We start from the raw sequence: 26,624 nt of genomic DNA on the forward strand, positions 1-26,624 counted from the left end.
CGGCTCAACTTATTGAGTGTTATGAGATTACAGGGCCCGAGAGCGAAGGGGCCGCGGCCCTTACTCTTGGGACCGCGCCGCCGACGATCGATGAGTCACAACTCACACTCACTTCTTGAACAGCAGCGTCCGCCCACGTTCGTTCTTGTCGGCCAGGAGGACGGCGCGCAGCGAGGGCCAGTCCTCCGCCTTGCAGATGGGCACACCCAGATGGAGTTCGCGTGAGATTATCAGTACGCTATCCTGGACGTTCACTGTGATCTGGGAGCGTCCAAGCGAATTCTCCACGGTGGACGACGCGGGTTGATAGACGACCTTCAGCCCATGCAAGTCGATCCGGCACTCGACCCGTTGTTGCATCACACTGGGGAGACAGACCGGCGACTCGCGCCGTTGATGGAACAACCGGACATCGTCGGGAAGGCACTGCAAGACTCCACCCGTCGGATCGCCGATGCCGAGCCGTAGACGCCCCAGCGAATCGGGCTCCGGAAGCGGCACATCGACGGCGAAACCGATCTCGACGCGCTGTGGATCGAAACGCAACGGGCCGAATCCCGTCACCTTGGCATCGGTTAGGACCGATGACGCCAGTGATCCCAAGAATCGCGTCGACTGATCGTCCTGTCCGACCATGCGGTCATAGGCACTGAAGCACCCGCTGCCGTCCAGATACCCCTTGCCAACCAGCGCCTTCCCCGCTGTGTCCAACCGGAGATCGAAGCGAACGGTCATTGCGCTGGCAAGATCTTCGTCGGCGGAGAGCAGCAACGGTTCCGGATCGGTGCCGGGTCTCCACATGACGCGTCCGAAGCTGCGGGCTTTTCCATTGGCGATTTCACCGGACTCGGGATCGTAGTATCCATCGAGGTTTTCCCCCACGACCCGGACACCCACGCCGCTCATCTCAGCAAGCGATGGGATTGTCGCTTCCATGGCACCATATCCCCTGCCCAGGAACACGGGTTGGGCCTGAAGCCCTGCCCGCCCAAACAACGCAGCGGCCAGGATCGCGCGGTCCAGACGGTGGCCGTAGGCGGTCGCATATGTGCGTGTCGCTGAGCGCGGAACAAGCCACCAGAACATCTCCGGATAGCTGATGTAGCGGGTCTTATCGCGAATGAACCTCGCGACAATCTCGGCGCGTTCAAAGTCTGTCGCTGCAGGTCGTAGTAGCGAATCCAGCGTGCCGACGATTGGATCATCCGTTGACATCGCCGAACGGAGCACGCTGTCGAGGTGACGGCCGAATGACTCCCAGTCGGACCATGTGGACCAGAGAACGTGTGGAGCAAACTGGATCGCGTTGGCGGCCTGCGGGTGTCGCAGTGGCCGCACATTCGACATCTTCCAGGTGTAGACATCTACACTGTACTGCGTGTCAGATTCCCGACCGGACTCGGGCACTCCCTCAGAGGCGGCGAAATGCGGTTTCGCGCCTGGCGGAACACCGAACGAGAACCACGATTCCACTGCCGGCTCGGGGCGGGCGAACGACCAGATTCCATCGGCCCCGCCGCGGAATGGCACCTTGTCTTCAATCACGTATGCCAACTCCAGCACGCATGGCGCTTCGATGCCATTGTGCAGGAGCATCATCTCGCGCATGTTGGTGTAGTCATACGCCTCGCGCAACGCGAACGGCAGCGTTTCCACTTTTCCGCTTGGCCCGGTCTCCCACCATTGCCCGTCACGCCAGGTCCGCACGGTTACGACCTGCAGCGAGCATCTTTGGGCGTCATAAGACACACGGTTGTCGCCATAGGTATCCAAGCCCAGATCGGTATTCACGCGGACGATGCGGTGGACGAAACTGACCAAACGACCGTCAGCCAGCCAGTATTGGCGCTGGCTATCGAAGAGGAGTACCGCATCTTCCTTGGCCAGATCGAAATGGGCTTGGGCCTGCGCGGTCAATGCCGCGATGTCGTGTCGGCCGTCGATCGACGTCTGGGCTTCGACAGGCAACGGTCGCGCCGCGCACCACACGAGTGCCAGCGCAAACAGGAACAAGACGCGGCGGCGGGTCATCGCGCACCTCCCTTCTCGGCGCGAAACACGACCCCGGCGTATCGCCGCAATTCCTGAAAGGCATCCCGAAAACCCCTGTAACCGCCGGGCGGAATCTGCCGTCGCTTGAGCGCCGCCTTCTGTTTGATGACCAGCCCCCGCGAGGTCATCTCGCTCTCACCTTTGAAAGAGGCGTACGTCTCGTCGATCGCCTTGCTCTGCGGCGGCTTGGTCACCCGATACCCGGCGGGGAGTTGGATGACTTCGGTGGCATCGAGCTGTTGCGTGTAGTAGAAGAACAAGTCATCGTCACGCTTCTCCGGCCAGTCGGCACTGGCCGCACGGAGAAGCAGTCCATTGTCGAGAAGGGTCTGCATCATCGGGCTACGGAACTCCCAGCCGCCGTCCACGGGCAGCGCCAGATGGGGAATGCGGAAATCGATGCGCCACCACATGTCATTCCCGAAGTCCAGCACATCGCCGTGCTCGAATCGGACCAGTTCGACCTGATCCCCGGCGTGATGCAGCACGTCGGCGAGGTAGTTGTCGAGTTCGGCGATGTGATTGTACGCCGCCATACGGCGCAGACGCCCATCCACGGCACCCTGGCCGTGCAACTCCAGTTGTCCCTCGTATGTGCCGTCCGCGAGAATCCGTCCTGTGCTGGTGACCACCAGCGGTGACTCCTCGGCGGGGCTGAAGCGAATCCGCGACAGGGGACGGCCCTCCGGCGAGCCGATCAAGTAATGCTGTTCGGTTTCCAGAAGACTCCAGATGTCGTTGTTGAAGGGAACCCAGGTGGGATCGTACATTTCGAAGGTGCCATCGCTCTTGCGCAAGGCCACGACACAATGATTGAACTGATCGGCGGGGACCTGCTCGATGCGACTGCCGGCCATCGTCATGGCCGCATACGAATCCAGCCCCGCCGCCCGCATCATGGTGATCAGCATCCCGGCGATGTCCTTGCAAACTCCGCTGCGCTGCTCGAAGATCATCGCCCCCGGGTGCAATGTGTATCCCTCACCCACGCCCATCGATTGGCCGCTGTAGCGGATGTTCTGCGCCACCCAGTGCACGAGCGCAAACGCCTTCTGTTCATCGGTCCCGTTGCCAACCCCGGCGGCGGCCAGGATCTCATCCACCTTGGCTTTGATCGCCGACGTGTATTCGAACTGGGGTTCATTGACTTCAAAGAACCAACGGCTCTTGGCTTCCCAGCTTTCCACGGTCGCCAGAACAACCTTGGTGTACAGATCGGAGACGGCAGGGCGAAACCGCTCCGATTTGTGCGCCGCGATTCCGCTCTGCCACCAGGCGTACGTTGTCGTGTCGCCCGAGTAGCCGGTGCGGCTGTACAATGAGCCGTTGTAGACCTGCGAGTGCAGGCGCTTGGCAACCGGCAATCGCAGGACATAGACCTTTCGGCCCATCGGTACATCCGACTCGAAGAGCACGATATCGAAGTACTGCCCCGGCATCGGCGGGATGTAGCGTTCGTCACCCGGCTCGGCCCGTGTCGAATCCAACAGCGCGTATGAGTATCCCTTGCGAAACGAGACGACCTCGATGCCGTCGCCGACCTCCAGCCGGGGAAGCTGCAGAGCCTTCATGCGATCACCCCAATAGATCGCGCTTTGTGGCGCGGGCAGGTCGCGCAAGGCATCGAGCGCAACAGGGATTGTGCGGCCGCCGCGGATGATGTTGACCCGGCGTACGTCAATCCAGTTGCTCAACGGTTCGTAGTGCCATGTCAAGACTGACAGGTTTCGACTGCCCTCGTCGGTCAGGACCTTGTACAGGAGGTAGCTCTCGGAGCGGGACACGCCCCGATCGTTGACCTGGTTGAGAGTCGAGTCCACGACGATGACATAGGCGGCGCTGTCGTACTTCGAGGCGTCGCCAATGTCCTTGACGAGGCTGAAGACTGTCGGCGGCGGCGTGTCACCCGGAGGCAGAGACGGCGCGTTGGCGATCGCGGCTGACCCAATAGCGAGCGCGGTGAGGAGTGGGGCGGCGTTCATCGATTGTCTCCAATCCCACCCGGGCACTAACAACGGGACCCGGGGTTGCCAGTTGCGGGATCGGTCGCACGCAGTCGGGTGATGACGGGCCGCATGGACCGATGGTAGAGTACGGAACCGACCGGATCAGGTCCAGTTCAATGGTGGGCCGGCCGGAAAGCGGCATGTATCTGCCATGACGCACACGGGTACGACAGCCGTTGTGGCATGATTCGACGATGGGTGGGGAAAGCCGTTGCTTTGTGCGTGCGACGGCACGATAGTGATCAGGTGCGAATGCCATTGCACCAGCGCATGGCCGTCGGGCTCCTGACCGGGGCTTCTCTGGGTGTTCTCTCCTTCATCTTCTTCCGGGATGCCGAAGCGCTTCGATATGCCATCACGTATGTGGCTCAACCTCTGGGCCAGATCTTCCTGCGCCTGTTGTTCATGCTGGTGATCCCGTTGGTGTTCTCGGCGTTGACGTTGGGCGTCGCGGAGATCGGTGACCCGCGTCGGCTGGGACGGGTCGGTCTCAAGATGCTGGCCTACACCGCCGTCGTGTCGTCGATCGCCGTCCTGCTGGGCGTATTCCTCGTGAATGTGCTCCGTCCCGGCGAGGGGATGTCACAGGAGACACGGGCGCGGCTGCTGGACGGAGCGGCAGAACGGGCGGCGGTCATCACGGCGCGCGCACCGGCCAGCGGGAAGGGGCCGGACTTCATCGTCAGGATCATCCCCGACAACCCGATCAAAGCGGCGACCGACATGGACATGCTGGCGGTCATGTTCTTTGCGTTCATGATCGGGGTCGGATTGATTCTGACCCGTTCCGAGGCGAGCAGGCGATTCGCTACGGCACTGCAGGGCCTCTATGATGTCACCATGCGGCTGATCGGTTTGGTGATTGAGTTCGCCCCCATCGGAGTCGGTGCGTTGTTGTTCACTCTGACGGCGCAACTGGGCTATGAGATCCTGTTGCAGTTGGTGCGATATGTCGGCGTGGTGCTCCTGGCCATGATCATCCACCAATTCGGAGTGTATTCGCTGGCCGTTCGTCTTCTGGGCCGGATGAGTCCGCGACGGTTCTTTCGTGGGATCGAAGAGGCGATGCTGACGGCATTCTCGACGGCATCGAGCAATGCCACCCTTCCGACGTCGCTGCGCGTGGCGCAGGACAACCTCAAGCTTCCCTCCAGCGTCGGGCGTTTTGTGCTCACGATCGGGTCGACGGCCAACCAAAACGGGACGGCTCTGTATGAAGGGGTCACGGTTCTGTTCCTGGCACAGTTCTACGGCGTGGCGTTGTCGCTCCCTGAACAGATTCTCATCGTCTTTATCTGCATCCTAGGGGGAATCGGCACAGCGGGCGTTCCGGCGGCCTCATTACCGGTGGTGGCGATGATCCTCGGCATGGTTCATGTGCCGGTCGAGGGACTGGGCCTGATCCTCGGCGTGGACCGCTTTCTCGACATGTGCCGAACGACGCTGAACGTGACCGGCGACCTCGCCGGCGCCGTCGTCGTGTCCCGGGGGGAGACAGAAGCTGGCTCGACACTCGCTACCGAAAACGGATTGTGAGTGTCAGCATGTCCTTTGGGAGGGCCTCGTGTTTGTCTTCTCACAGGCTCCCACTTGGGGCATCTAACTGACTGAGCGGACGAAAGAGCTCCCTCACCCGATCCGTCCTCCGGACAGATCGACCTCTCCCGGATGGAGAGGCGATCATTCCCCCTCTCCCTTCGGGAGAGGGTCGGGGTGAGGCGGTCCGCCTCGCAAGCAACCGCATCGTGATTCTCCTGCACACCAACGGCAGGCCGTGATCGTCTCTTTGTTGGTCGCTCTCAGTGTTGTTGCCTGCACACTCACGTCATTTCTCATAGAGCGAAGCGCAATCCTCCAGCCGCGTGCCCTCGTTGTCGCTGACGGCGTACTGCGCCGGTCCCCACATCGACACGCCGGCGTGGCGTCCATCCTTCGCCAGCAGATAGAACTTCAAGCCGAAGTTCGGCCGCCCATCTTCTCTCAGCAGGTGTTTCAGCTTGGTGTGCCGGGCGACCCGCCTCAGGACCTCAATACCCGCGTCGACCGGCGCCATGCCATTGCGCATCAACTCGACGGCCGCGAAGCTGCACAGGTTCTGCAGATTGGCCTCGCCGCGCCCCGTACTCCCGCACGAACCGATCTGGTTGTCCACGTACAGACCCGCGCCAATGATCGGCGAGTCACCCACTCGTCCCGGTATTTTGAAGGACAATCCACTGGTGGAGGTAACGCACGAGATGTCCCCGGCCGCGTTCATGCCGGAGCAGTGGACGGTGCCGGTCGGCCGTCCGAAGTGTTTGGCCACGGCAGGGTCCAGCAGGCTGTCCGGTGGCGCCATCCAGTCATCCTCAGTGGACAAAGACTGCTTCCAATAGAGCCAGATCTGGCGCGATTCTGCGGTGAGCAGGTTCTCCTCTGGGAATCCCTGGGCACGGGCGAAACGCAATGCCCCTTTCCCGACCAACAGCACGTGATCGGTCTGCTCCATGACCAGCTTGGCGACCTTGGACGGATTGCGGATGTTGCGCAGCCCGGCGACCGCTCCGGCCAGGTGTGACGGTCCGTGCATGACGGCCGCGTCCAGTTCAACGACACCCTCCTCGTTGGGGAGACCGCCGAGCCCGACCGAGTTGTCCTTGGGATCATCCTCCATGATGTTGACGCCAGCAATCACGGCGTCTAATGGATCGGCGCCATCGACGACCATCTCGTAGGCCCGCCGTGTGGCCTCTTGGCCATTGGCCGAGGCGATGATCCTGACCGGGTGCTTTGTTGCGGCGGCAGACTTGGCAGGCGCCGCGCCTTGCGCCCGCGCCAGCAAGGGCAGGCCGGCGACGGTCGCCGCCGTCATCGCCAGGAATTCACGTCGTGTTTGTGTGGACATAGACCCTCCATTCTTGCGGGAAGAGTATGCTCACGTCAGTCCCCAAGCAATGCTCTTCGTTCGCACTCGCGGATCCTCACCTTCGCAGGAATCCACGCGCCCGCGGTTCGACGAGCAAGCGCACTGCCGAGGAACGGTCAGCCCTTCGATCATGCCTGTCCAAACAGAGGGGTCCGGCGCGTCCATCTCCTGCCGTCGGGTGCGGTGGATCGACATCCCCTTGACCTCCTGACCGCCGGCGCTATCTTTCGTCGAGCCGTCAGGCCGTTGCCCTCCGGTAGAGTATGTCTCACCTGAAAATGCCGGAAGGCGCAGTGCATCTGATGTGCGATTTGCATTTCGCGGGACGAACACGTCGAGCTGAATACCCACCGGCCGATGCCGGCGGACGTCCAAGGAGAACACGGCCATGGCAATGGAACAACAGTCGCGGCATTCGGCGGGAGGGCGCGAAGATGCAGCCGGCCCCCACGACGCCTATGAGGAGTACGAGCTCCCGGTGGAGGGATTCCGGGGTGCCCCGGAGGAGGTCGAGCGCCAGTGGTATGAGCGTTGCTACGTGGGCCGTGGTGACACAATCAAACAACTCACCTGGCGTGCCGTCATCATGGGGTGGGTGCTGGGCGGCATTCTCTCACTGACGAACATCTACATCGGTCTCAAGGCCGGTTGGGCCTTTGGTGTCGCCATCACCGCCTGCATCCTCTCCTACGCCATCTGGACCACCTTCCACAAAATCGGACTGGCCCGGACGCAAATGACGATCCTCGAGAACAATTGCATGCAGTCGACGGCCAGTGCCGCGGGGTATTCAACCGGAGGGACGTTGATCTCCGCCTTCGCCGCGTACATCCTCATAAACAACGAGACTCTTCCCTTCTCACTTATGCTGGCCTGGGTCTTCTTCGTCGCCGTTCTCGGCGTGACTATGGCCGTACCCATGAAGCGCCAGATGATCAATGTCGAACAACTCCGATTCCCCAGCGGGATTGCCGCGGCGGAGACCTTGCGGGCCCTTCACGCGAAGGGTGAGAAGGGGATGCGAGCCGCGCGTGCCCTTGGAATCGCCGGCCTCCTGGCCATGGTGAGCGCCTTCCTAACCGATGGCCTTCGACTCATTACTTCCCGTCTGGAATTCCTGCAGTTATCCACCCTGGTGGACCGGTTCAGCGCCGCGACGCTCGGCAGGGCTTGGATGGGCCGCACCGTCACGTTCGCCTGGGATCCGATCTTCATCGCCGCCGGCATGTTTGTGGGCATGAGAGTGGCGGCCAGCATGTTCATCGGTTCCGTGCTGGGCTGGATGATCTTCGTCCCCTTGGTGCAGGCGTATGTGCCGGAGGCCAGCGGCTTGACCGGCTTCCGGTCCCTGGTCCAGTGGACACTCTGGGGCGGTACGGCCTGCATGGTCACTTCGGGGATCCTGTCGGTGTTTTTCCAGTGGAAGAGTGCCGTCCGCGCATTCAAGGGTCTGGGAGACATGCTGCTGAGGCGCGGCGGCGGAACGCGCGACAAACTCGACGCGGTTGAGACTCCGGGCTCCTGGTTCCTGATCGGACAAGTCATCGCCTTGATCGCACTGGCGATTCTGGGGCACATTACATTCGACATGCCGTACTGGCAGAGCGCCATCGCGGTGATCTTAAGCTTCGCGCTCGCGCTGGTCGCCTGCCGCGTCACTGGTGAGACCGACACAACGCCGGTGGGGGCCATGGGCAAGATCACCCAGTTGACGTTCGGCGCGCTCTCGCCGGGGAACATCAACGTGAATCTGATGGCGGCCAACATCACGGCGGGAGCGGCGACATCGTCAGCCGATCTGCTCACCGACCTGAAGAGCGGTTATCTCCTCGGCGCCCATCCCCGGAAGCAGTTTATTGCCCAATTCGCCGGCATCTTCGTCGGCACGCTCGTGACTGTCGCCGCCTTCCGCATCCTTGTTCCCGATGCCAGCGTGCTCGGCACCGATCAATTCCCGGCTCCGGCGGCGCAAACCTGGAGAGGGGTCGCCGAAGCGATGTCGAAAGGCCTCAGCACCATGCACCCGGTGAAGATCTGGGCCATCGTGATCGGCGGCCTCGTCGGCATCATCCTGCCGACTCTCTCCCGCCTGTTCCCCAAGAAGCAAAAGTGGATTCCCTCCGCGGCCGGGGTCGGGCTGGCTTGGGTCTTCCAGTGGTTCTACGGCCTGCTGTTCCTGATCGGCGCCTTGATTGGCTATGGCTGGCAGAAGAGGAACGCGAAGCACTGCGAGGAATACCTGTTCCCGGTGGCATCCGGTATCGTGGCCGGCGGCGCGCTCATGGGCGTCATCTTGGTCTTCTGGGAGAACGGCGCGGAAATACTGAAGCAGCTCTTTGGATAGAATTCAATTATCCCATCATAGATGATGGGCCACTGACCGCGACTACCGCACCATCCTGGAGTGTCGCCGGCGCCTCCTGACGGCGGCGCTTCGGACGTCCGCAATGCCGCAGTGAACGACCTGTGGCGCGGCGATCGCCGCGTCAAGCGGGATGCGCGGTGCCACGGGCCGGTAATTCAAAGGCAATTGCCGTGAGGGCGCGCTTGTCGTACCATACTGGCCGTGGACGTGGATCGCTGAATGCGACAACCGAAAGGGGTGTGACATGAGACGCAGTGGGAGCGCCGTCTGGAACGGCGGATTGAGGGACGGCACGGGCACATTCAGCGTGGCCAGTGGGGTGATCAAGGGGCAAAAATACGGCTTCCGCATGCGCTTCGAGGATGCCCCCGGCACCAATCCCGAAGAGCTGATCGCCGCGGCCCACGCCAGTTGCTTCAGCATGGCACTCAGCGGCCAACTCGGCGAGCGCGGGATCACCCCCGAGGCCATCGAGACGACCTGCACGATCACCTTCGAGAACCTGACATTGACGAAGAGCGTGCTGCAGACAGCGGTGAAGGCGCGCGGCGCCGACAAGTCCAAGGTCGAGGAGGCCGCGGCCGCCGCCAAAGTCGGCTGTCCGATCTCGCGGGTTCTGAAGCTGGAAATCGAACTCGAGCTGACCGTGATGGCATGAGTCCGCCCCAGCCGTGGCACCACCGCGATGGTCACTTCCCTCCGGCCCGGCAGTCGGGCGTTCGTATCCGACAGCAGATATGAAGGAGATCAGCCGTGCGACGTATGCATCAGATTGTCATGCTGGCGGCCGTGTGCGCGGGCATCCTCACTGGCGGCAGCGAAGCAGTCATCGGGAGTACACCGGCGATCACCGCGACACCGGCATGGCTGGCGGACCATCTTCGCGACTCTGACGTCGTGGTGTTGCATGTTGCTTCTCTCCGCGACGACTACACCCGCGCGCACATACCCGGCGCCCGTTTCCTCTGGCCCGCATGGCTGGCCGTCTCGACTCCGGAACTCGGCTACGAGATGCCCTCGGTCGATTCGCTTGCCGCTGTGTTGCGAACGCTCGGCGTCTCCAATGAGAGCCGAATCGTCCTCTGCCATGTGTTGGGTGACGTCACCGGAACGGCGCGCGTATTCGTGACGCTGGACTACTTGGGGATGGGCGATCGCACCATGATCCTCGACGGTGGACTGGCGGCGTGGCAGGAGGCGGGATTGCCGGTTACGAGCGACGATGCGGAGTATGCGCCGGGAACGTTCGTGCCGAAGGTGCGTCAAAAGACCGTCGTCCACCTCGACAGCATGCGCGTGTGCTACAACTCTCCAGGAGTCCAGGTTGTGGACGCTCGGTCACCAAAGGAGTTCGATGCCACGGCCAGTCTCAACGTATTCCGCGGCGGCCACATTCCGGGTGCGATCAGCATCCCTGCTTCCACGGTCGTCGACAGTCTCGACTGCTATATGCCGCTCGATTCGCTCGCGGCACGTTGCGAACGCGCCGGATTGAAGCCGGGACATAGGATCATCGCATACTGCGGAGTGGGCCGGATGGCCTGCCCTGTGTACGTGGCGGCCAAGATGCTGGGCTATGACGTTGGGTTATACGACGGATCATTTCAGGAGTGGTCGCGCAAGGAGGACTTGCCGGTCGAGATCTCCGAGAAGAAGTGACCGAGCAGGATCAGGTCTTGAGACCCGGAGGATGGGGCTCGTTGGCGCGCCGACACTGATTCTACTCCCTGCCGACTGGGCACTCAGTTGATCCGAAGCAAGCACAGACAGTCCAATCCACAGGCAGGCGAACAGGCGGATTCTCGTCCGGAGTGTCTTTGGGATCATACGGCATCTCTTTCTCACCCACGGCAACGGATAGCGCTTAACCGATCATCTGACTTGAGCTTATCGAGTCCCGCATCCTCGTCGCCCAGACATGAGGACCGACACCGCCCACGGAACCGTTTGACCTCCAGTCCCCGCCAGATCTTACTCCGGGCGGAATTCCGTGGAAGGAGGGAGTATCCCGATGACCGAGGTCGAATTCCTCCGGCATACAATCGCCACTGTGGCTTACCGTGCGGCCAAGACCATGCGCGGCGCTCCGGAGTCGTTTGCGACTTTTCGACCAGGACCCGCCGCGAATTCTCCGGTCAAGATCGTCGCTCACATGGGCGACCTGTTGGACTGGGCCTTGAGCATGGTGAACGGTGCTCCCGTCTGGCGCGACTCGGAACCACAGGAATGGGATGGGGAGTGCGAGCGGTTCTTTCAGACGCTGGGTCGCTTCGACGCCTACCTCGCCTCCGGCGCGTCGCTTCGGTATGAGCCGGCCCGCCTGTTTCAAGGACCGATCGCCGACGCCCTCACGCACACCGGGCAACTGGCGATGCTGCGCCGGCTCCACGGCTCACCGATGAAGGGAGAGAGTTACAACCGGGCTGACGTCGTGATTGGATGTGTCGGCCGCGAACAGACGCCGGCCGATCCGCGCAATGAGTTTGATTGAGCGGCGGGGCGCGGAATCCCGATTCCGACTCACGAACTCCCTCGCAGGCGTGATCCGCCGATGCCTGGTCGCGCCGACTCAATGGCCGACAGGAGGCGAGGGTGGCACGAGCGTGAACCCCAGTTGCTGCAGCAGGTCAAGGAGATTGAAATACACCCACTCTTCCACGATCTTCCCGTTGGCGATCCGATCAATGGCCAAGCCGGAGAAGTGGACCGCCTTCCCCGTGGGCGGCATTCCCCACAACGGTCCCGTTTGGGTCCCGGTGATTGTCCACCGGACGATCATGTCGTTCCCCGAGACGAGCACTTGCTCGAATGTCATCTTGAGGTCCGGGAATCCGGCATGACTCCCGCGGTAGTATGACTTCAGGGAGTCGAGTCCGAGTATGTCGGCGGGAGCACCGCAGTCATGGACCACCACCGCGGCATCGAAGACTTGATCGAGCAGACCCAGGTTGGCAGTGTTCCGGGCCTCCAGATAGGTCGATGCGATCCGATCCGCTTCCCTCTGTGTCACCCCGGATGGAACCGTTCGCAGGCAGGAAATGCCGCATAGCGCCACCGCCACGCCGACCGCGACGAGCTTTCCTCTTCTCCACATGGCCATCACTCCTTATCGGATGCCCAATTCTGTCCGCGAAATGAAGAAGAGCAATGTGCGCTTCCGTGTCAACCTCGGATGCGCCGGGCCCGGATGCAACAAACAGCGGCACACTCCGTAGACCCGCCTATGCGGCGAACCCAGCAAGGAGCATCTCCATGTCAGTGCGATCTGTGTGCGGGATCATCTCCTGTATTGTCGCTTTCGTGCCATGGGAGGCGACAGCGCAATCGATTCCCGATCTGATCTTTCCCGACCCTCTCCATGAGATCGTAGTCGCCCCGGCGGACAGTTGCGACGGTGAACTACCATGCGGGCACATACTGGCCCACGATGATCCCCTGGCCGGATTGATCCTGACGGAGTTGGGACAACCCTTTCACCGTTCTCTCGTCAAGGTAACACAGTGTCTGCGCAACCTCACCGGCGACACGGCAGGCCCCAATGTCCTGTATGTCTCCTCCGAGGAAGGCGGTTATGCCCGGACGGGATTGGCCATCATCGAAGGCAGCACGGTCCACCGATTCCCCAAGCTTCATTACGTTGATCTGGTGCTGGACTCCAGCCGAATCGCGAACGGCGAAATGGACATCTTCTCGCACGAACTGGGCCACGTGATGATGAGCATCGTGTGGCCGGATCGGTGGGAAGGTTGGACTCCCAAGCAGCACGTCAGCATGGGGATCACCGATGACTATGTCGCATTCTCCGAGGGATGGGGGATCCACTTCCAGCAACTGGCCATGGATCAGGTCGAGCGGTACAGTGACCTTGAGCGCGAGACCTGGAATTACACGCAGGATGTCCGTCAACTGTGGCATTCCCATCTGGACACGCGTTTGCGGCTGGAGGGGGTTCGGCACAACGACTTCATCCACCGCAAGGTCTTGCCGCAGGTGGATACCTCCGGGATGTCGCTCACGGAGCTGATTTTCCTGGAACATACCTCGCCGCTGTTCGACCGGTGTCGGCTCAGGAGCGCGCAGGAGATGCTGGCCTCGGAAGGAGTGGTCGCGACCATCTTCTACCGGATGGCCACCGACACGGTTCTCTCGCGCCACTATCTGGACTGGACCTTCTATCGGCCGTTCTTGCGACACCCGGCGCCGACGACGCTGCGGCCACGGGACGTGTTCACGCCGCTGGAGAACATCATCCTGAAGACGGCGCGTGTCTGGCAAGCCATCCGCCCCACGGTGGACTCCTCCAGCGCTCCGATGATCTCGTTCATCAAGTCCTGGTGTGACCTCTATCCGGAGGATCGCCGGGAGCTGCTGTCGCTGTTCTTGGCCACGACCGTGGCAAAGACGGCGACCGATGAGTTGGGCATTCTCTACGAACGGACCGCATACACAGGAACGACGGGGCGGATCATGGACTTCCGTCGCCAGAGGGCGGAGTACGACTCGGCGTTCACACGCATTCGCGATGATGTCCTCGCCGGCACTCGCGCATTGGATGGAAACGTCGGGACGCAACTGTGGGTCGAGAATCACGCGTTCTCGATTCCAGCCACGATCTTCTTCCCGGAGCCGACCCAGCCGCTGCGGGTGAATCTGAACACGGCAAACGTCTTCGACCTGGCGACTTTCCCTGGCATGACCCTGGATCGAGCCATGAAAGTCGTCTCGGCGCGCGACAGTCTGGGGTGGTTCCGTTCATTGGAGCAGGCACGGACCGCTGGATGGCACTGATCGCCAAACGCAATGTACGGTCGCTTGTTCTCATGGGCCGCCGCCTATTCCCAGAGTGTGAACTGAGTCCCCCGAGGCGCATGCACGGCCACGGCTGATCGGATGGCCGTGCGTTTGCTCTGGGAGGCATCTGCGACTTATGTTGTTCTCCCGGGCGACTTCAGGCTCGCGTGCTCTGCACACCCGGGGCACAGACAATGCAGAAGACAATCGCATCGGGCACCGAGTCAAACCGCGGCGAGCTCCGCCGCGTGCTGACGAAGTGGGATGCCACGGCGCTGATCGTGGGGATCATGATCGGCTCGGGGATCTTTGCCACCCCGCCGCAGATCGCCGCTTCGCTCGACCGCTTCGGACCCATGATCGCCATCTGGCTGGTCGGTGGCGTGCTGGCCGTGTGCGGCGCGCTCACCTATGCCGAGCCGGCGGCGATGTTCCCCCGGACCGGCGGCAGCTTCGTCTTCCTCCATGAGGCATACGGACCGCTGCCGGCATTCATCTATGGCTGGTCGGCGTTGCTGATCACCTACCCTGCCTCGATCGCTGCCGTTGCTGTTGTCTTCTCCGCATACCTGGCGCGACTGTTTCCGGGCCTTCCCGTGCCCCAGTCGTTGGTTGCGGCTTTGCTTTCCGTCTTCCTTTGTGGTCTCAATGCCCGCGGCGTGATTCTCGGCGCCCGAGTTCAGTCCGCCGCCACCGCGGCCAAAGTCGGCGCGCTAGTGGCCTTGGTCGGCGCGGCGGTCTTCACCTCAGCCGGCAACTGGGAGAATCTCAGACCGTTGATCAGTGCTCCCTCATCCGGCTGGCACTTGTCGGCACTGGCCCTGGCGCTGGCATCCGTCATGTGGACCTATGAAGGGTGGTCCAATGGCCCCACTCTCTCCGGCGAGGTTCGCCACATCCGCACCGATCTCCCCCGCGCTCTGCTTCTCGGCACGGCGCTGGTCACCGTGATCTATGTTCTCGTCAACGCCGGGTACGCCTATGTGCTCACGATCCCGGGGATTGCCGGGTCCGATTCGGTCGCGGTCGACATGGCCAGCCGCGGACTCGGTGCCTATGGCGGCGTATTTGTCAACCTATTGGTTCTCGTGTCCACGTTGGGGAGCATCAACGGCATGGTGATCGGCGGCTCGCGCGTTTTCTTCGCCATGGCCCGGGCGGGGCTGTTCTTCGCGGCCGTGGGGTATGTCCACCGCCGCTTTGCCACACCGGCCAATGCGCTGGCGATCCTCGCGGTCGTGTCGGCGGGCTACTGCTTGTTGGGGACATTCGAGCAGATCATCCGCTACTTCGTGTTCGTGTCGACCATCTGGTATGTGCTGGTCATCGCCTCGGTCTATGTCCTGCGCATCCGCCGTCCTGATCTGGAACGCCCCTTCCGCGTGCCGCTTTACCCAATCACACCGGCACTCTTCCTCCTCGTCGCACTGGGACTCATGTACCAACTATTGCGGGAGAACACCCGCGATTCCCTAATCGGACTGGCGATTCTGCTGGTCAGCATCCCCGCCTACTTCCTGTGGCGCCGCTGGCGCGGCTCGCCGTCCTGACGGCGAATCGTGCCGGTACTGATCTCAGCGTGCTTTGACGCCTCCGTCTTGTCGAGACCGTGCCCGAGATCGTTCCTCCCGGGCGGCTGAATCGACGCTCACAAACCGTCTTGACCATGTGACGACAAGTACTATCTTGTCGATGGAGTTCGGTCGTCTGTCTCGAGACAACAAGGATGCGATGCGGAGCCCTTCCACCCCACGGACGACAGGGTCTGTGGAAGTTCACACTCTGTGATCTGTGCTCCTGGGAACAATGCCAAGCGAGCGGCACATGAAAAGACCCTCCTGCACTGTACTGCTTCTCCTCGTACTGCTGTGGCCTATCCCCGGTCTGGCGCAGACCGGGCTCTTCAACTACAGCGAGGTTCTCTTCGGCGATCCGCCGACGTTGTTCCTGTGGGTTGAAGCCGTCGATTCGGCATCCGGCGTGGCGCAGCTCAACGGGGTTGAGATTGCGCCGACGTCGGGACCGTTCACATGGGACTGGGGGGACGGGACAGTATACGACGACTACTTCCCGCAATCGCACACCTACGCGGAAGTCACCCGGAACTACATTGTATCTGTGATCTCACATTACGTGGGTGGCGCGGAAGACACGGCACAGACGCTCGTGCGTTTTGTCCCGCCGACGTGCGATCCGGGCGACATCCCCTCCTACATGCCGATCACCATACCATCAACAATGCCGCCGCTCGGAACGCGTCTCTACGGTATCCCCCCCAACCTCTCGGCCTTTGACGATTCGTCTTTCCGGTCGATCGCGCGAGAGACTCTCGAGAAGATCCTGACCGTTGCGGCGGTCGCGCAGATGGATTTCACGAATGACGGCCCGTACTTCTATAACTCGATCTTCGAGGAGGTCATGCTGCGCGACTCGACGTTCGGCGGCGCCTATTCGATCTGGTTTTCCGACCCGGTCGCCTTCGGCGTGGGCGACGTCTTCCTGCAGGGCACAATCGGCTACTCGTCGCTGTTTCACGAGATGGGCCACAACTTCACGCTCAACACCCCCGCCCACTTCTACTATGGGGGCCGGATCGACGGCCCGGCCAACATGATCTATTCGGAGACCATGGCGCAGATCTACCAGCATGCGACGGGTTGGGCTCTGCTCAATGCCGCCCGGCGGTACAACCTGCCGGATGATCTGGTCTTCGAGATCACAGAAAGCGTCACGTCATCCATGGCCTTCGTACGCAGCCAGTACAACGACTACCTCGCCGCCGGCACGCCCTTCTGTACCTGGAACGATCCTCCCGGCGATTCAGCCATGCAGACATTCATGACGGTCGCCTACACGTTCTGCGAGCATGCCGAGACATCGGGTTGGGGGTACCGTGCACCGACCAAGCGGATGCTGCACTTGTTGCAGCAGTTCGACCAGTATGTTATGGATCAGTACGACCAGAACAACAACTCCCTCGCCGCTGACTCGGCCCGCGCCACACTGATGATCGCCGCCGTATCGTACGCCTTCAAGAGCGATCTGCGTTCCGAGTTCGCCGCCTTGGACTTCCCGATCGACGATGACTTCTATGAGTCACTCATGTCGGTGGGCGAAGTCAACACCGTGCCGGTGCTGGTCCGCCGGATGAGCGACCTCACCATGACGGGATGCCCGCAAGAGTACATGCTGGATTTGGCCGATTCGGCGGTCTTCACGGATCCGGACGGGGATGTCCTCTCGTGTTGGGCCGAGAGCTCCGAACCGGTGATCGCCGACGCGTGGGTGGACGGGACCATCCTGCACGTGGCGTCCGCATCGGATGGAAGCGCGAAGATCACTCTGACAGCCGACGACGGGAATGGCGGCACGGAGTCGACCGCGTTCTTGGTGGCCGTCGGCGGCTGCAATTGCGCCTGCCCCTGCCATGCCGATCCGCAGTGCGACAGCGTCCGTTCGACCGTGCACGATGTCGTCAGAACGGTCGACGTTGCTTTCCGCGGCACGGCGCCGGCCTTAGACCCGCAGTGTCCGCGCGAACAGACCGACGTGAACTGCGACGGCGCGACCACCGTGCATGACGTGGTCAGTGTTGTCGACGTTGCCTTCCGGGGGTACAACCCCACCGGCCGTTTCTGCGATCCCTGTGCACCGTGAACGCTGGGAATCCGATTCACTCCGGCGATCACCGATGGCATAATTCCTTGACGCCGTACGCGTTAACGCGGCACGTGGCGTTTGACGGCATTTGACACACAGGCGCGGAGTCGCAGGACCGGCGACGGCACCGCCGTCCCGATCTCGCAGAAGAAAACGAACATGACTATCATATTCATCTTGACCTAAGGGTCCTCCCGTGGTATCCCTCCGGCAATGTCCGGCACGACCAAGAAACCGGCCGTGTCGCGATCCTGCCAGTCCCGTGACCGAGGAGCTGTGTCGCCGGGGCTTGCGATTCGTCAACACACAGCTCCGAATGCTGCCAATACCAAGGAGGAATGCACCGTGGTCAGACCCCTGTCGACTGTGTTTCGAAATGCCATGGCCGCCGGACTCGCGCTGGTGTTGCTGGGTGCCGGCATGGCTCACGCGGGCAATCCCAATGTCGTGGGCACCTATCGCCTCGTGTCCCGGCAGTTGCCGGACGGCACGGTGAAGTCGGAACCCGACGTCACCGGTATCCTCACGTTCACCAACGCCCACAGGAACCTCAACGTGATCTGGAAGGGTCCCAACGACGCCTTATGCTCCTACTCCCTCGCGTCGCGCTACCAGATCAAATCGGGAACACTCAAGGAGAAGATCCTCTTCAGCAGTCTCAATGACCATCTCCTCGGGCAGAAGACCGGTTACGATCTCGTGAAAAAGTCCCAGTTGGTCCGCATCGTGACCGGACAAACGGCATCGGGCTTCACACCATCCATTGAGACACCGACCATGATCGTCGATGGGAACAGGATCATCTCCACCGCCGAGGGCGCATTCATCGACACGTGGGAGAAGACCGAGGCCGGTAGCGCAATCCAGGCCTCAGATGAGCAGTAAATGATCGAGAGCGATTGCCGGTACGTCCATAAGTTCAGACCATAAGACTTCTTGCACGCTGCGACCCGGCCCCGGTGATCTGCTCTCGGGGCCGGGCCGATTGCTATCCGCTTGCGACTCGGAGAAGTCCAGCGCGTCCTGGCACGTCAATGTGAACTTCGCTACAGCAGCTTGCACAATTCGTCCTTCACCCGGCGGCTGATCTCATTGGCGTTTCCCCCGGCGCGGTTGTTGACCACGGTGATGGTCGGCAGATGGATCGAAATCCCCTCCCTAATCAGGAAGGCGGCATCCCGGTACATCGCGTCAAACTCGTCTTTCAGTCTGTCGAAGGGATGATACCGCGCGTACGACTCCTCATAACCCATCCGCAGTGGCGTTAGAAGCCGCGTGATCGATAGCACGGGACTGGTGAATCCCCCGACCTGTGCCCACTGGGTCCGCAAGTCCGGCAGCCACGTCCAATGGCTGAAGATGTTGCCGATCCCCTGCTCGTGCAGGAAAACGAAATAGTCCTCCGTCTTCAGCCGGTCCGTGCGTTCCTCAATGTGGTAGCGTTCATCACCGGGTATTGACGTGAAGAAGACGCCCAAGTCGTCGATATTCTCCTCCGGCGACGGGCAGGACTCTTTGCGCTGGTACCCCTTCTCGAAACTGAAGGCGGCGATTCGGTCTCCGAGAATGCTGATTGCCGGCCGGTAGAATTGGTCCACGAACTTCCGGGCGTTGAGATAGTCCGGGTTGTCTGCCAGAACCCTCTTGCCACCTTCGGACCTCCAAATGCGCTTCGCGCAAATCCCCTCCGGGACCTTCAGGATGACCTGAGCATCGAGTGGGAGCCACTTGGCGTACTCGACGAGCGGGGCATGATTTCGTGTCGGCTTCCCCTCGGAATCCAGCAAGAACGCGTAGAACGTGAAATCGAGCTCCAAGGCGCTGTAGTGCTCGTAGTACTCGATGACCGATCGGACAGGGAGCTTCTCCTCAACAAATGACTCGCCCTTCACGGTCTTCGGCGTGCGCGTGATCTTGTAGTCTCGATCCCCGGAGTAGATCTGTCCGATCCACGCCGCATATCGGTCGCTGGCGGTGGCGAAGTGCACTCCGGGGGCAAGGTTGCGGAAACTGTAATCGGAAGGTGGCATGGTTGGCACCTCCAAGGCGAGGCAATCTATACAATCGGAGCCCGCCCGGCGCCGCATTCGTCTCTGCCCAGACAATTGTGAGGCACCGTCCATAAACAAGGCCCGCGGGCCAATCGACCCGCGGGCCTCGATCGCGCCGCACTCCAAGGGCCCTACGGGCAGGGCGTGCAATACTCGCTGGATGCGCTGGCGCCGCGAAAGGCCACGTTGACGACCTTCACGACATCGACCACGGTAGTCACGTTGTCACAACTGACATCCGTCCTCTCATGTGGGCACTGTGGATCGAACACCGGCGTGCTGCCGCGGAAGGCGACATTCACAGTCTGCACGACATCCTGCACGTTTGGCACTCCGTCGCATTGCGGGTCACCGTGACAGGGACACTGACAGAAACTGTTGATCGCGGCCCAGAGGTTCGGCCTCGGTCCGATGTTGCCGGCGGGCGGTAAGATCTGGGGCGTACCGGTGGCGATCAGTGTGCTCCTCATGTATGCCGGCGTCGGCAACGGTCCCTGGAAATTCGTCTTCCAGTATCCCATCGCGGCAGCGACCGCGCCCGCAACGATCGGTGAGGCACTCGATGTCCCGCTGAACGAATTCGTGTAATAGTAGTTTGGCCCATCGAAGCCGTAGAATCCACCGTAGCCGGTTGTCACGACATCCTCACCCCATCCCTGCAGGTCGAAGCGCGCGCCGTAGGACGAGAAAGAGAGTCGCTGACGGTCCCCTTCGGGGTAGGCACCGCCCGGATTAACCCCGCCGGCACCCACGATGATCGCGCCCGAATTCCCGAACCACACCAGCGCGCTCATGTTGACGTTGCCGTTTCCCCCCGCCTCGACCACATGGATGCCGAGAGCGATCGCATTGGTAATCGCGGCATAGACCCCGTTGAAGGTCTGGGCGCTGGGCGAGTAGTTCAGCCACCACTCGATCGGGATGTAGTTGCCGCTGCCGGGTGTGTACTCCCACTGCTGCTCCAGAAGAATCACATCCCCGGCCGTCAGATTGGTGATCGCCACCGCCAGCGCACCCGGAACGTTCCAACTGGGAGGCAGACCGTAGTAGGTGCCACAGGTTCTCAGGTTGGAGCCGTAGCTGATACCTGTGGTCCCCATCCCGTTGGCGTCGGACACCAACTCACCAATGACCGCGGTGCCGTGATCTGTGTTCCCGAATGGATCGGAGACGTTGATGTTGATCTGAGATCCCGGTGCCTTGGTGATATCCCCATGCGAGTAGTTCCAGGAGTATTCCAGATCGCAGACGTTTACGCCGACCCCATTGCCGCCGGGCAGCGTCCAGACAAGGTCCATGCCGATTCCCGAGGGGACGATCCCGGCATCCCGCAGATACCCCTGAATCGGCACGAAATCGGGAGGCGGATACGGGGGCGGCGTCGGCTTCGGGACCGGTCGTGCCAGAATCACACCTGGGAGACTCTCGAGCTTCCGGCTGATGGCCCAGACATCCTGACCTTGAGGAGTGCGCAGTCGATAGATGTTGTTCAGGTTGTAGACCGGCTGCCCGGTGTTGGCCTCCCCCAGCGATTGGATTTCGTCCAGTTGCTCTTCGGGGACTTCGCAGATCCGCTCCCATCGGGCCCCGGAAAGCTCCTGCTGCAACTGGCTCAGCCCTGTCAGCCCCTTCTGTGCCCCAAGATCGACGAGTTGTCCGCCGCGGAGTCGGACCACGGACTCTGGGGAGAACATCACCTCAATGAGGTCATTCTCACTGGAGTACTGCTGGCATTGGCCCGCGACGGGGATGCCCAGTGTGCCGAACAGCAGGCCGGCAAGCACTCCGACGGCCCGGTAGGCGCGAACCAAGTGCCCCGACCCTGGATGGCGGGTTGCGTGTTCCATGTCGTTGTCCTCCTGCGGGATCAAGATTTCACTTCCCCTCATCTCAAAATAAGCGAAAATCTTCACTTGTCCAGCGATTCCGGACGGTAGGCGACCGACCTGCGACCTCACCGGTGACAATGGGTGTAGCCCCTTGTCCGCCTCTCGTAATAGAGTCGGGACGACGAAGCGCCAGCCCGCGGGGATGATATCCCGCGGGCTATCGCTTCAACACCGTGCGTTGATTTCACCGTCCGGCAGGCGCTGATGGGCTTCGTTCAAGCCCTGGACGCATTACATCCCACCGCCGCATCCGGTGACGCACTCCTCCCTCGGATATGCCCAACTCCCGCGCCGAGGCACGCTGATTCCAGTTGTTCCGCTCCAGGACCGTGCGCAGTCGGACCGAAAGCTGGTCAGCAGAACCCGGATCACCCTGTTCGCGGGAACGGACCGGATGACGGTCCAGGAGTTCCTCAGCACATCGCGCGAATTCGCCGTTGCCGTTGGGCTCAGTGAGTGTTGCCAGCCGCCACAGGAAGTTGCGCAACTGACGGACGTTGCCATCCCAAGCAGCCTGCAGGGCACGCCGCACCCATGATTGATCTGCCAGATCGACCGTGCAGTGTGCGGGCACGGTGAACTCGGCCAGAAAGTGCCGAATCAACGGAAGCACATCGCCGCGGCGATCGCGAAGCGACGCCAGATGCAGCGGTGCCTGTTCCAGGCGGAAAAACAGGTCGGCACGGAATATGCCCTTGTCCACGGCCTCCCGCAGATCACGGTTCGTCGCCGCGATGAAGCGAACGTCGAGTGCGCGGGACGCTGTCTCACCGAGCCGCCGGATGTGCTTCGTGTCCAGAAGCTCCAGGAGCTTCGCCTGCAGCCCCACAGCCAGGTCCCCGATCTCGTTGAGGAAGACCGTTCCTCCCGCCGCCGTTTCCAAGAGCCCTGGCTTCGCCCCGGCTGCTCCGGTGAATGTTCCCTTGCTGTGGCCGAACAGCTCACTTTCCCACAACGCCTCCGGGATCGTGTTCAGATCCACACTGACGAAGGGACCCTCATGGCGCGGGCTCACGCCGTGAATGTAGCGAGCCAAAAGATCCTTGCCGGTGCCGGTCTCGCCGGTGATCAGGATGGCTATGTCACTGCGGGCGTAACGCTCGGCCAGACGCAGTGTTTCCACCGTCGACGCGTCTTCGGCGACGAACGTGGGTTTGCCGTTGCGCGAGTCGCCGTTGCGCGGATAGATCCTGGCGGTTGTGTCCTCCGAAATCCGCACCAGTTCGGAGTCGGTCTGCTCGACCCAGTAGGATACGCCGACCTCGTCAAAGAGTCGCTCGGCTTCCATCAGGTATGCCAGCCGCTCCCGATTGGACAACAACGGACACCGCCCCGCCGACAAGCATGACTTGCCCCATTCCAGTTGGGCACCAATGGAACGGAGAATGTGAACCGACTGTCGAAACGCCCTGGCCGCCTCGCCCACCTCCCCGCGACGTGAACAAACCTCACCGAACACACGGTGGACCGCCCCCTCCTCGAAGCGTTCACCGACCTTGCGAATCGAGACCAGTGCCCGTTCCCCTTCGGCTATCGCGCCATCGAGGTCGCCCTGCGCCAAACGGACCTCGGCCAGAAGCCGACGCGATTGACCAATGATCGTCTCCGAGGATATCTCCACCCCCCGTGAGACTGCGCACTCGAGCTGGGCGGCCGCTGCGTCCAACCGACCGCGGGAGAACTCCAACTCTCCCATGTACTCGTACCAGATTCCCTCCTCCCGGGGGTACGAGCATATCGTGCGCTCAGCGCGTAGACGCTGCAGTGTGGCTTCCGCTTCCGCAAAGCGATGGCCGAGGATATCGGCGTAGCTCGCCGAAAGATCAAAGCGAATCACGCTGAGGACGTCGCCGTTCTCCGCGTGAAACTCACGGACACCGCGGAGAGTTTCCTTGGCCTCAGCCAGGTGCCCCGTGAGCAGGTGGGTACGGGCCGTGTTGCTGTTGGCAACGGCGACCCATCGCGGCAGACCATGTCGCAGTGCGATGTCCGCGCACGCCCTGTAGCTGGCGATGGCCTGCCGATACTCGGACCTGTCAAAGAGGATGTTTCCGAGCCAGTTGAGCGCCCGGGCTTCGCCTTCCGGCGCATCGATCCTCTTGTAGGTGAAGAGAGCCAGATTGGCACTTTCGCATGCGGCCTCGAGATCGCCCAGATAGTACTGCGCCACGGACATCGAAAAGCAGGCTCGGGCATAAAGCCCATGGTCATCGCCCTGTTGCAGTGCCCGCGCGACCTGGCGCGAGACGGACAAGGCTTCCTGATAACGGCCGAGGAACGCCAGGCACTCTCCGCACAGAGCGTCCATGGTCCAGCGATCATTGGTCCCATGAGTACCGGCCCGAGCGTCGGCCTCACGCCGAAGCAGCTTGAGCGCCGTTTCATAATCCCGGTGCTTCATTCTCTCTTCGACGGCGGCGACCCATGTGTGCGTGACAGTCGCGCTCATCGACGGACCTTCCTTGGGTTCGACAGCCAGCGAGACGGGGCCGATGACGAAGGTGCTGTCTTTGGCACGGGCAGCCAAGCCAGCGGCAACGGCAAACGAAGACCGGGCCAACCGACAAACAGGACACTGCCGCGCAGTCTGTGACTTGAGGTGGTCGCAATACTCAAGTCATCGTTGGGGTGTCCCGCAGACGTCGTCAGTCGTTCCCGGCTGATCCCCCATGCACTGGGCGACAGGACCAAGACACACAGACAGATCACCAGCAACAGCTTGGTCAACTTCATGGCCAAAACCTCCTTTAGGGAAAACGTTCAACCTCCGCGTGAACTCCGCGCGGTACAACACCCATTCTCGACTCGTGCAGATTCGGTTTCCGGCCCCGGCTGAAGCGGCCGGTGGCCTGCTACCCGGACATTCCATATGTCGTGAAGTACACATAGTCAAGCGCTGTTCTTCACCAACAAAGCGGCAGCGGCAATGCAGGAACGTGTTCTGTGCCTACTACCCGCGAATGGGTCGACTATTCCACTGCCGGATACGGCCGGAGGAGGAGAATGCGTTTTTCGGGCACGCTGCGTAGTGGTGCTGCGAAGTAGCGCGACGCACTACGCACCTTCAACAACCCGCAAGGGAGTCCCTGAAGCGGCCATTCGATTGGCAGTCAACGAGGGAAGATCGGACGTGCGGCGCCTCTGGCCTGGGCACAGCAGTTGCTGCCTGTGCTGTCGGCGCCCGCTTGGAGAGTCTCTCCGGGGGGAGCGGGCCTCGTTCGGACCCCGCCGCCGACACGCCACGCATGCTACCCCGTCGGCGGCGGGGGACAGATTCGATCCCTTCGCCTGCAAGAGTCAGCATAGGCAGGCCGAACATGGGCGGAAGAAAGGGTAGATTCCCCAGAATCGGATTTCGGGTACTTGGCGCGTTAGCGGTACTTTGGGGCACCGTCTCCGCCGCCGTTGTCTTCGCCATCCGCTTCGACCTGTTTCCCCACCAAGAAGCGCCGGAAATACCATCCCCCGGTGAGTCAGTTGAAGACTTGGAATTCCTGCCGCTACCCGGGAATTCGGAGGCCTTTCGGGCCGACCGGCCAAGGTCAAAGACCGCGATCGTCTTCTTCGATCCCGCCGACGATGATTCGCGTGACCTCGTCGGTCGACTCACCGGAGGTCGCCTTCCCGCGATAAACACCGGCGTTCGCCCGCTTGCCCTGGTCCTGAAGACGCCGGCTCGTGTCCCCGGGAGCCCGACGTCAGTTGACGCGCTTGGGTGCTTTCGCTTGGACGAAGAAACCACTCAACGACTCCGGTATCTCCCTAGCGCCTGGCTGATCCGGGACGGGGCCGTTCAGGCCGTCATTGAGGGTTTTGGCGGCGCAGAAGCCTTGGCCGCCTCCGTGACTGAGTTCGTCGGCACCGCCAGCGGCAACAAGGTCTGGCCCAAGATGGCGGTGAGCGGGTGGGGAAGGATCATCCCGCCAGAGTCGGCGCTCCAAGAGGCGACCGGCTTGCAGCGAGTTCGAGACTTTCTCGGGCCGGGCAGCACGTCTCAGAGCAGGGTGATGACTCGTGTCGCCCTCGTTTGGAGGTCATCTGATTCAACGAGCGCTTGGCAGATCGACTTGGCCAAGCCCAACTGCAATTGCCCATTTGATCGGGTGGAGCGCTGGGACGAAACCCGCGTGATGCTCGACCCGACAAACGGTCAGGTTCTCGATGTCATCGTGCGTGGCGCACTGACGACGGCCGAGTTACGCGCTTATGTACCAACGGACTAGCGGCGATTCCAACGAAAGGGTCAAAACGGAACCCCGGGGCCATGGGACGATCGGGCGATCCCACCACAGCCACCGGGGCCACCCCCTCAAGGAAAGGAGGCGCCACAATGTAGCCACAAACCGTGTAGTTGCAAGGCGAATGACCAAGTGGAATTCAATCACCCACATCGGGAGGATGGCCATGAATGCAAGAAAACTCTTGACCTCGCTGGCGGTCACGATCATGCTGACCGATATGTTGCTCGTCCTGCTGGCCTTCGTGCCGGCGACGCACACAAGTGTGTTCTTGAACCATGCGTCGCAGCCGGCCGTGGCGGCGTCAGCGGTTGCACCAGGCTTGCTAACAGCAGGTGGAGCACCGAACGAAGGACCACGGACAGCATGGAGCCCGTGGGGAGCCGTCTACGGCTGGGCGAAGAACTGTTGGAAGTGGTTCCGGAATGGCGACGAGGGGGCGGGCAGGCGCTGCCGCAGCTTCCGCAGCAGGCAACAGGATTGATTAGGGGAGCAAGGGGGGAGTGCCGGACGGCGCTCCCCCCGATCTTCAGAAGGCAGTCGTTCTTGCATCTGAGATAATCAAGGGGGAGCCAGTATGGGAAATCCCTGTTTGATCCAAGTTCGATTCACGCGGACATTGCTCTTGATGCTCTTGACGGGGATTCCAGTGCGGGGACAAACGTCA

At 61.8% G+C, this 26,624-nt stretch carries 18 protein-coding genes; 11 read left to right on the forward strand and 7 right to left on the reverse strand.

Annotated features, from left to right (window positions below; genetic code table 11):
• Positions 1-108: 108 nt before the first annotated feature.
• The gene (locus AB1792_07855) at positions 109-2,031 is read right to left on the reverse strand and encodes a DUF3857 domain-containing protein (protein ID MEW5702125.1); all 1,923 of its coding nucleotides are present in this window, start codon (positions 2,029-2,031) and stop codon (positions 109-111) included.
• A complete protein-coding gene (locus AB1792_07860; protein ID MEW5702126.1) occupies positions 2,028-4,034 on the reverse strand; it encodes a DUF3857 domain-containing transglutaminase family protein in 2,007 nt (668 codons plus the stop codon). The genes AB1792_07855 and AB1792_07860 overlap by 4 nt, the downstream gene beginning before the upstream one ends.
• A 276-nt stretch (positions 4,035-4,310) precedes the next feature.
• On the opposite strand from AB1792_07860, the gene AB1792_07865 reads away from it, so the two are divergent.
• Positions 4,311-5,594, forward strand: a complete 1,284-nt coding sequence (locus tag AB1792_07865; GenBank protein MEW5702127.1) for a dicarboxylate/amino acid:cation symporter — start codon at positions 4,311-4,313, stop codon at positions 5,592-5,594.
• 289 nt (positions 5,595-5,883) lie between these two features.
• On the opposite strand, the gene AB1792_07870 is transcribed toward AB1792_07865, so the two are convergent.
• On the reverse strand, positions 5,884-6,942 hold the full coding sequence (locus AB1792_07870) for a N(4)-(beta-N-acetylglucosaminyl)-L-asparaginase (GenBank protein ID MEW5702128.1): 1,059 nt from the start codon (positions 6,940-6,942) through the stop codon (positions 5,884-5,886).
• A gap of 409 nt (positions 6,943-7,351) precedes the next feature.
• On the opposite strand from AB1792_07870, the gene AB1792_07875 reads away from it, so the two are divergent.
• From AB1792_07875 to AB1792_07890, 4 genes are all read left to right on the forward strand, one after another.
• Positions 7,352-9,307, forward strand: coding sequence for an OPT family oligopeptide transporter (locus AB1792_07875; protein MEW5702129.1), 1,956 nt, complete (start codon positions 7,352-7,354; stop codon positions 9,305-9,307).
• Positions 9,308-9,572: 265 nt separating this feature from the next.
• Complete coding sequence (locus AB1792_07880) at positions 9,573-9,986, forward strand: OsmC family peroxiredoxin (protein MEW5702130.1); 414 nt, start codon at positions 9,573-9,575, stop codon at positions 9,984-9,986.
• A 104-nt stretch (positions 9,987-10,090) separates the two neighbouring features.
• Positions 10,091-10,987: a sulfurtransferase gene (locus AB1792_07885; GenBank protein ID MEW5702131.1), complete on the forward strand. Its 897-nt coding sequence runs from the start codon at positions 10,091-10,093 to the stop codon at positions 10,985-10,987.
• A gap of 352 nt (positions 10,988-11,339) precedes the next feature.
• Positions 11,340-11,819 (forward strand): hypothetical protein, encoded by a 480-nt coding sequence (locus tag AB1792_07890; protein ID MEW5702132.1) that lies wholly within the window; start codon positions 11,340-11,342, stop codon positions 11,817-11,819.
• 78 nt (positions 11,820-11,897) lie between these two features.
• On the opposite strand, the gene AB1792_07895 is transcribed toward AB1792_07890, so the two are convergent.
• Positions 11,898-12,422 (reverse strand): ester cyclase, encoded by a 525-nt coding sequence (locus AB1792_07895; GenBank protein MEW5702133.1) that lies wholly within the window; start codon positions 12,420-12,422, stop codon positions 11,898-11,900.
• Positions 12,423-12,580: 158 nt separating this feature from the next.
• Here AB1792_07895 and AB1792_07900 point away from each other — a divergent pair, with 158 nt between their 5' ends.
• The 4 genes from AB1792_07900 to AB1792_07915 all read left to right on the forward strand — a co-directional run bounded on the left by AB1792_07900 (position 12,581) and on the right by AB1792_07915 (position 18,664).
• Positions 12,581-14,116 (forward strand): hypothetical protein, encoded by a 1,536-nt coding sequence (locus AB1792_07900; protein MEW5702134.1) that lies wholly within the window; start codon positions 12,581-12,583, stop codon positions 14,114-14,116.
• Positions 14,117-14,313: 197 nt separating this feature from the next.
• Complete coding sequence (locus AB1792_07905) at positions 14,314-15,669, forward strand: amino acid permease (protein MEW5702135.1); 1,356 nt, start codon at positions 14,314-14,316, stop codon at positions 15,667-15,669.
• A 274-nt stretch (positions 15,670-15,943) separates the two neighbouring features.
• Positions 15,944-17,776 (forward strand): hypothetical protein, encoded by a 1,833-nt coding sequence (locus tag AB1792_07910; GenBank protein ID MEW5702136.1) that lies wholly within the window; start codon positions 15,944-15,946, stop codon positions 17,774-17,776.
• Positions 17,777-18,124: 348 nt separating this feature from the next.
• Positions 18,125-18,664, forward strand: a complete 540-nt coding sequence (locus tag AB1792_07915) for a hypothetical protein (GenBank protein MEW5702137.1) — start codon at positions 18,125-18,127, stop codon at positions 18,662-18,664.
• A gap of 161 nt (positions 18,665-18,825) precedes the next feature.
• Here the strand turns inward: AB1792_07915 and AB1792_07920 are convergent, their stop codons facing one another.
• The 3 genes from AB1792_07920 to AB1792_07930 form a co-directional block, all read right to left on the reverse strand.
• On the reverse strand, positions 18,826-19,809 hold the full coding sequence (locus AB1792_07920; protein ID MEW5702138.1) for a DUF72 domain-containing protein: 984 nt from the start codon (positions 19,807-19,809) through the stop codon (positions 18,826-18,828).
• 152 nt (positions 19,810-19,961) lie between these two features.
• Positions 19,962-21,677, reverse strand: a complete 1,716-nt coding sequence (locus tag AB1792_07925) for a S8 family serine peptidase (GenBank protein ID MEW5702139.1) — start codon at positions 21,675-21,677, stop codon at positions 19,962-19,964.
• A gap of 226 nt (positions 21,678-21,903) precedes the next feature.
• Positions 21,904-24,168 (reverse strand): sigma 54-interacting transcriptional regulator, encoded by a 2,265-nt coding sequence (locus tag AB1792_07930; protein ID MEW5702140.1) that lies wholly within the window; start codon positions 24,166-24,168, stop codon positions 21,904-21,906.
• Between the two features lie 868 nt (positions 24,169-25,036).
• On the opposite strand from AB1792_07930, the gene AB1792_07935 reads away from it, so the two are divergent.
• The gene (locus AB1792_07935) at positions 25,037-25,942 is read left to right on the forward strand and encodes a hypothetical protein (protein ID MEW5702141.1); all 906 of its coding nucleotides are present in this window, start codon (positions 25,037-25,039) and stop codon (positions 25,940-25,942) included.
• A gap of 181 nt (positions 25,943-26,123) precedes the next feature.
• The gene (locus tag AB1792_07940) at positions 26,124-26,441 is read left to right on the forward strand and encodes a hypothetical protein (GenBank protein ID MEW5702142.1); all 318 of its coding nucleotides are present in this window, start codon (positions 26,124-26,126) and stop codon (positions 26,439-26,441) included.
• Positions 26,442-26,624: the final 183 nt, after the last annotated feature.

It is taken from the genome of Candidatus Zixiibacteriota bacterium, from assembly GCA_040752595.1.
GTDB lineage: Bacteria > Zixibacteria > MSB-5A5 > WJJR01 > WJJR01 > JACQFV01.

Bases quoted from the DNA above. Each gene is read 5' to 3' on its own strand.
- AB1792_07855 (MEW5702125.1), bottom strand. From the start codon at position 2,031: ATGACCCGCCGCCGCGTCTTGTTCCTGTTTGCGCTGGCACTCGTGTGG.
- AB1792_07860 (MEW5702126.1), bottom strand. From the start codon at position 4,034: ATGAACGCCGCCCCACTCCTCACCGCGCTCGCTATTGGGTCAGCCGCG.
- AB1792_07865 (MEW5702127.1), top strand. From the start codon at position 4,311: ATGCCATTGCACCAGCGCATGGCCGTCGGGCTCCTGACCGGGGCTTCT.
- AB1792_07870 (MEW5702128.1), bottom strand. From the start codon at position 6,942: ATGTCCACACAAACACGACGTGAATTCCTGGCGATGACGGCGGCGACC.
- AB1792_07875 (MEW5702129.1), top strand. From the start codon at position 7,352: ATGGCAATGGAACAACAGTCGCGGCATTCGGCGGGAGGGCGCGAAGAT.
- AB1792_07880 (MEW5702130.1), top strand. From the start codon at position 9,573: ATGAGACGCAGTGGGAGCGCCGTCTGGAACGGCGGATTGAGGGACGGC.
- AB1792_07885 (MEW5702131.1), top strand. From the start codon at position 10,091: ATGCATCAGATTGTCATGCTGGCGGCCGTGTGCGCGGGCATCCTCACT.
- AB1792_07890 (MEW5702132.1), top strand. From the start codon at position 11,340: ATGACCGAGGTCGAATTCCTCCGGCATACAATCGCCACTGTGGCTTAC.
- AB1792_07895 (MEW5702133.1), bottom strand. From the start codon at position 12,422: ATGTGGAGAAGAGGAAAGCTCGTCGCGGTCGGCGTGGCGGTGGCGCTA.
- AB1792_07900 (MEW5702134.1), top strand. From the start codon at position 12,581: ATGTCAGTGCGATCTGTGTGCGGGATCATCTCCTGTATTGTCGCTTTC.
- AB1792_07905 (MEW5702135.1), top strand. From the start codon at position 14,314: ATGCAGAAGACAATCGCATCGGGCACCGAGTCAAACCGCGGCGAGCTC.
- AB1792_07910 (MEW5702136.1), top strand. From the start codon at position 15,944: ATGAAAAGACCCTCCTGCACTGTACTGCTTCTCCTCGTACTGCTGTGG.
- AB1792_07920 (MEW5702138.1), bottom strand. From the start codon at position 19,809: ATGCCACCTTCCGATTACAGTTTCCGCAACCTTGCCCCCGGAGTGCAC.
- AB1792_07925 (MEW5702139.1), bottom strand. From the start codon at position 21,677: ATGGAACACGCAACCCGCCATCCAGGGTCGGGGCACTTGGTTCGCGCC.
- AB1792_07930 (MEW5702140.1), bottom strand. From the start codon at position 24,168: ATGAGCGCGACTGTCACGCACACATGGGTCGCCGCCGTCGAAGAGAGA.
- AB1792_07935 (MEW5702141.1), top strand. From the start codon at position 25,037: ATGGGCGGAAGAAAGGGTAGATTCCCCAGAATCGGATTTCGGGTACTT.
- AB1792_07940 (MEW5702142.1), top strand. From the start codon at position 26,124: ATGAATGCAAGAAAACTCTTGACCTCGCTGGCGGTCACGATCATGCTG.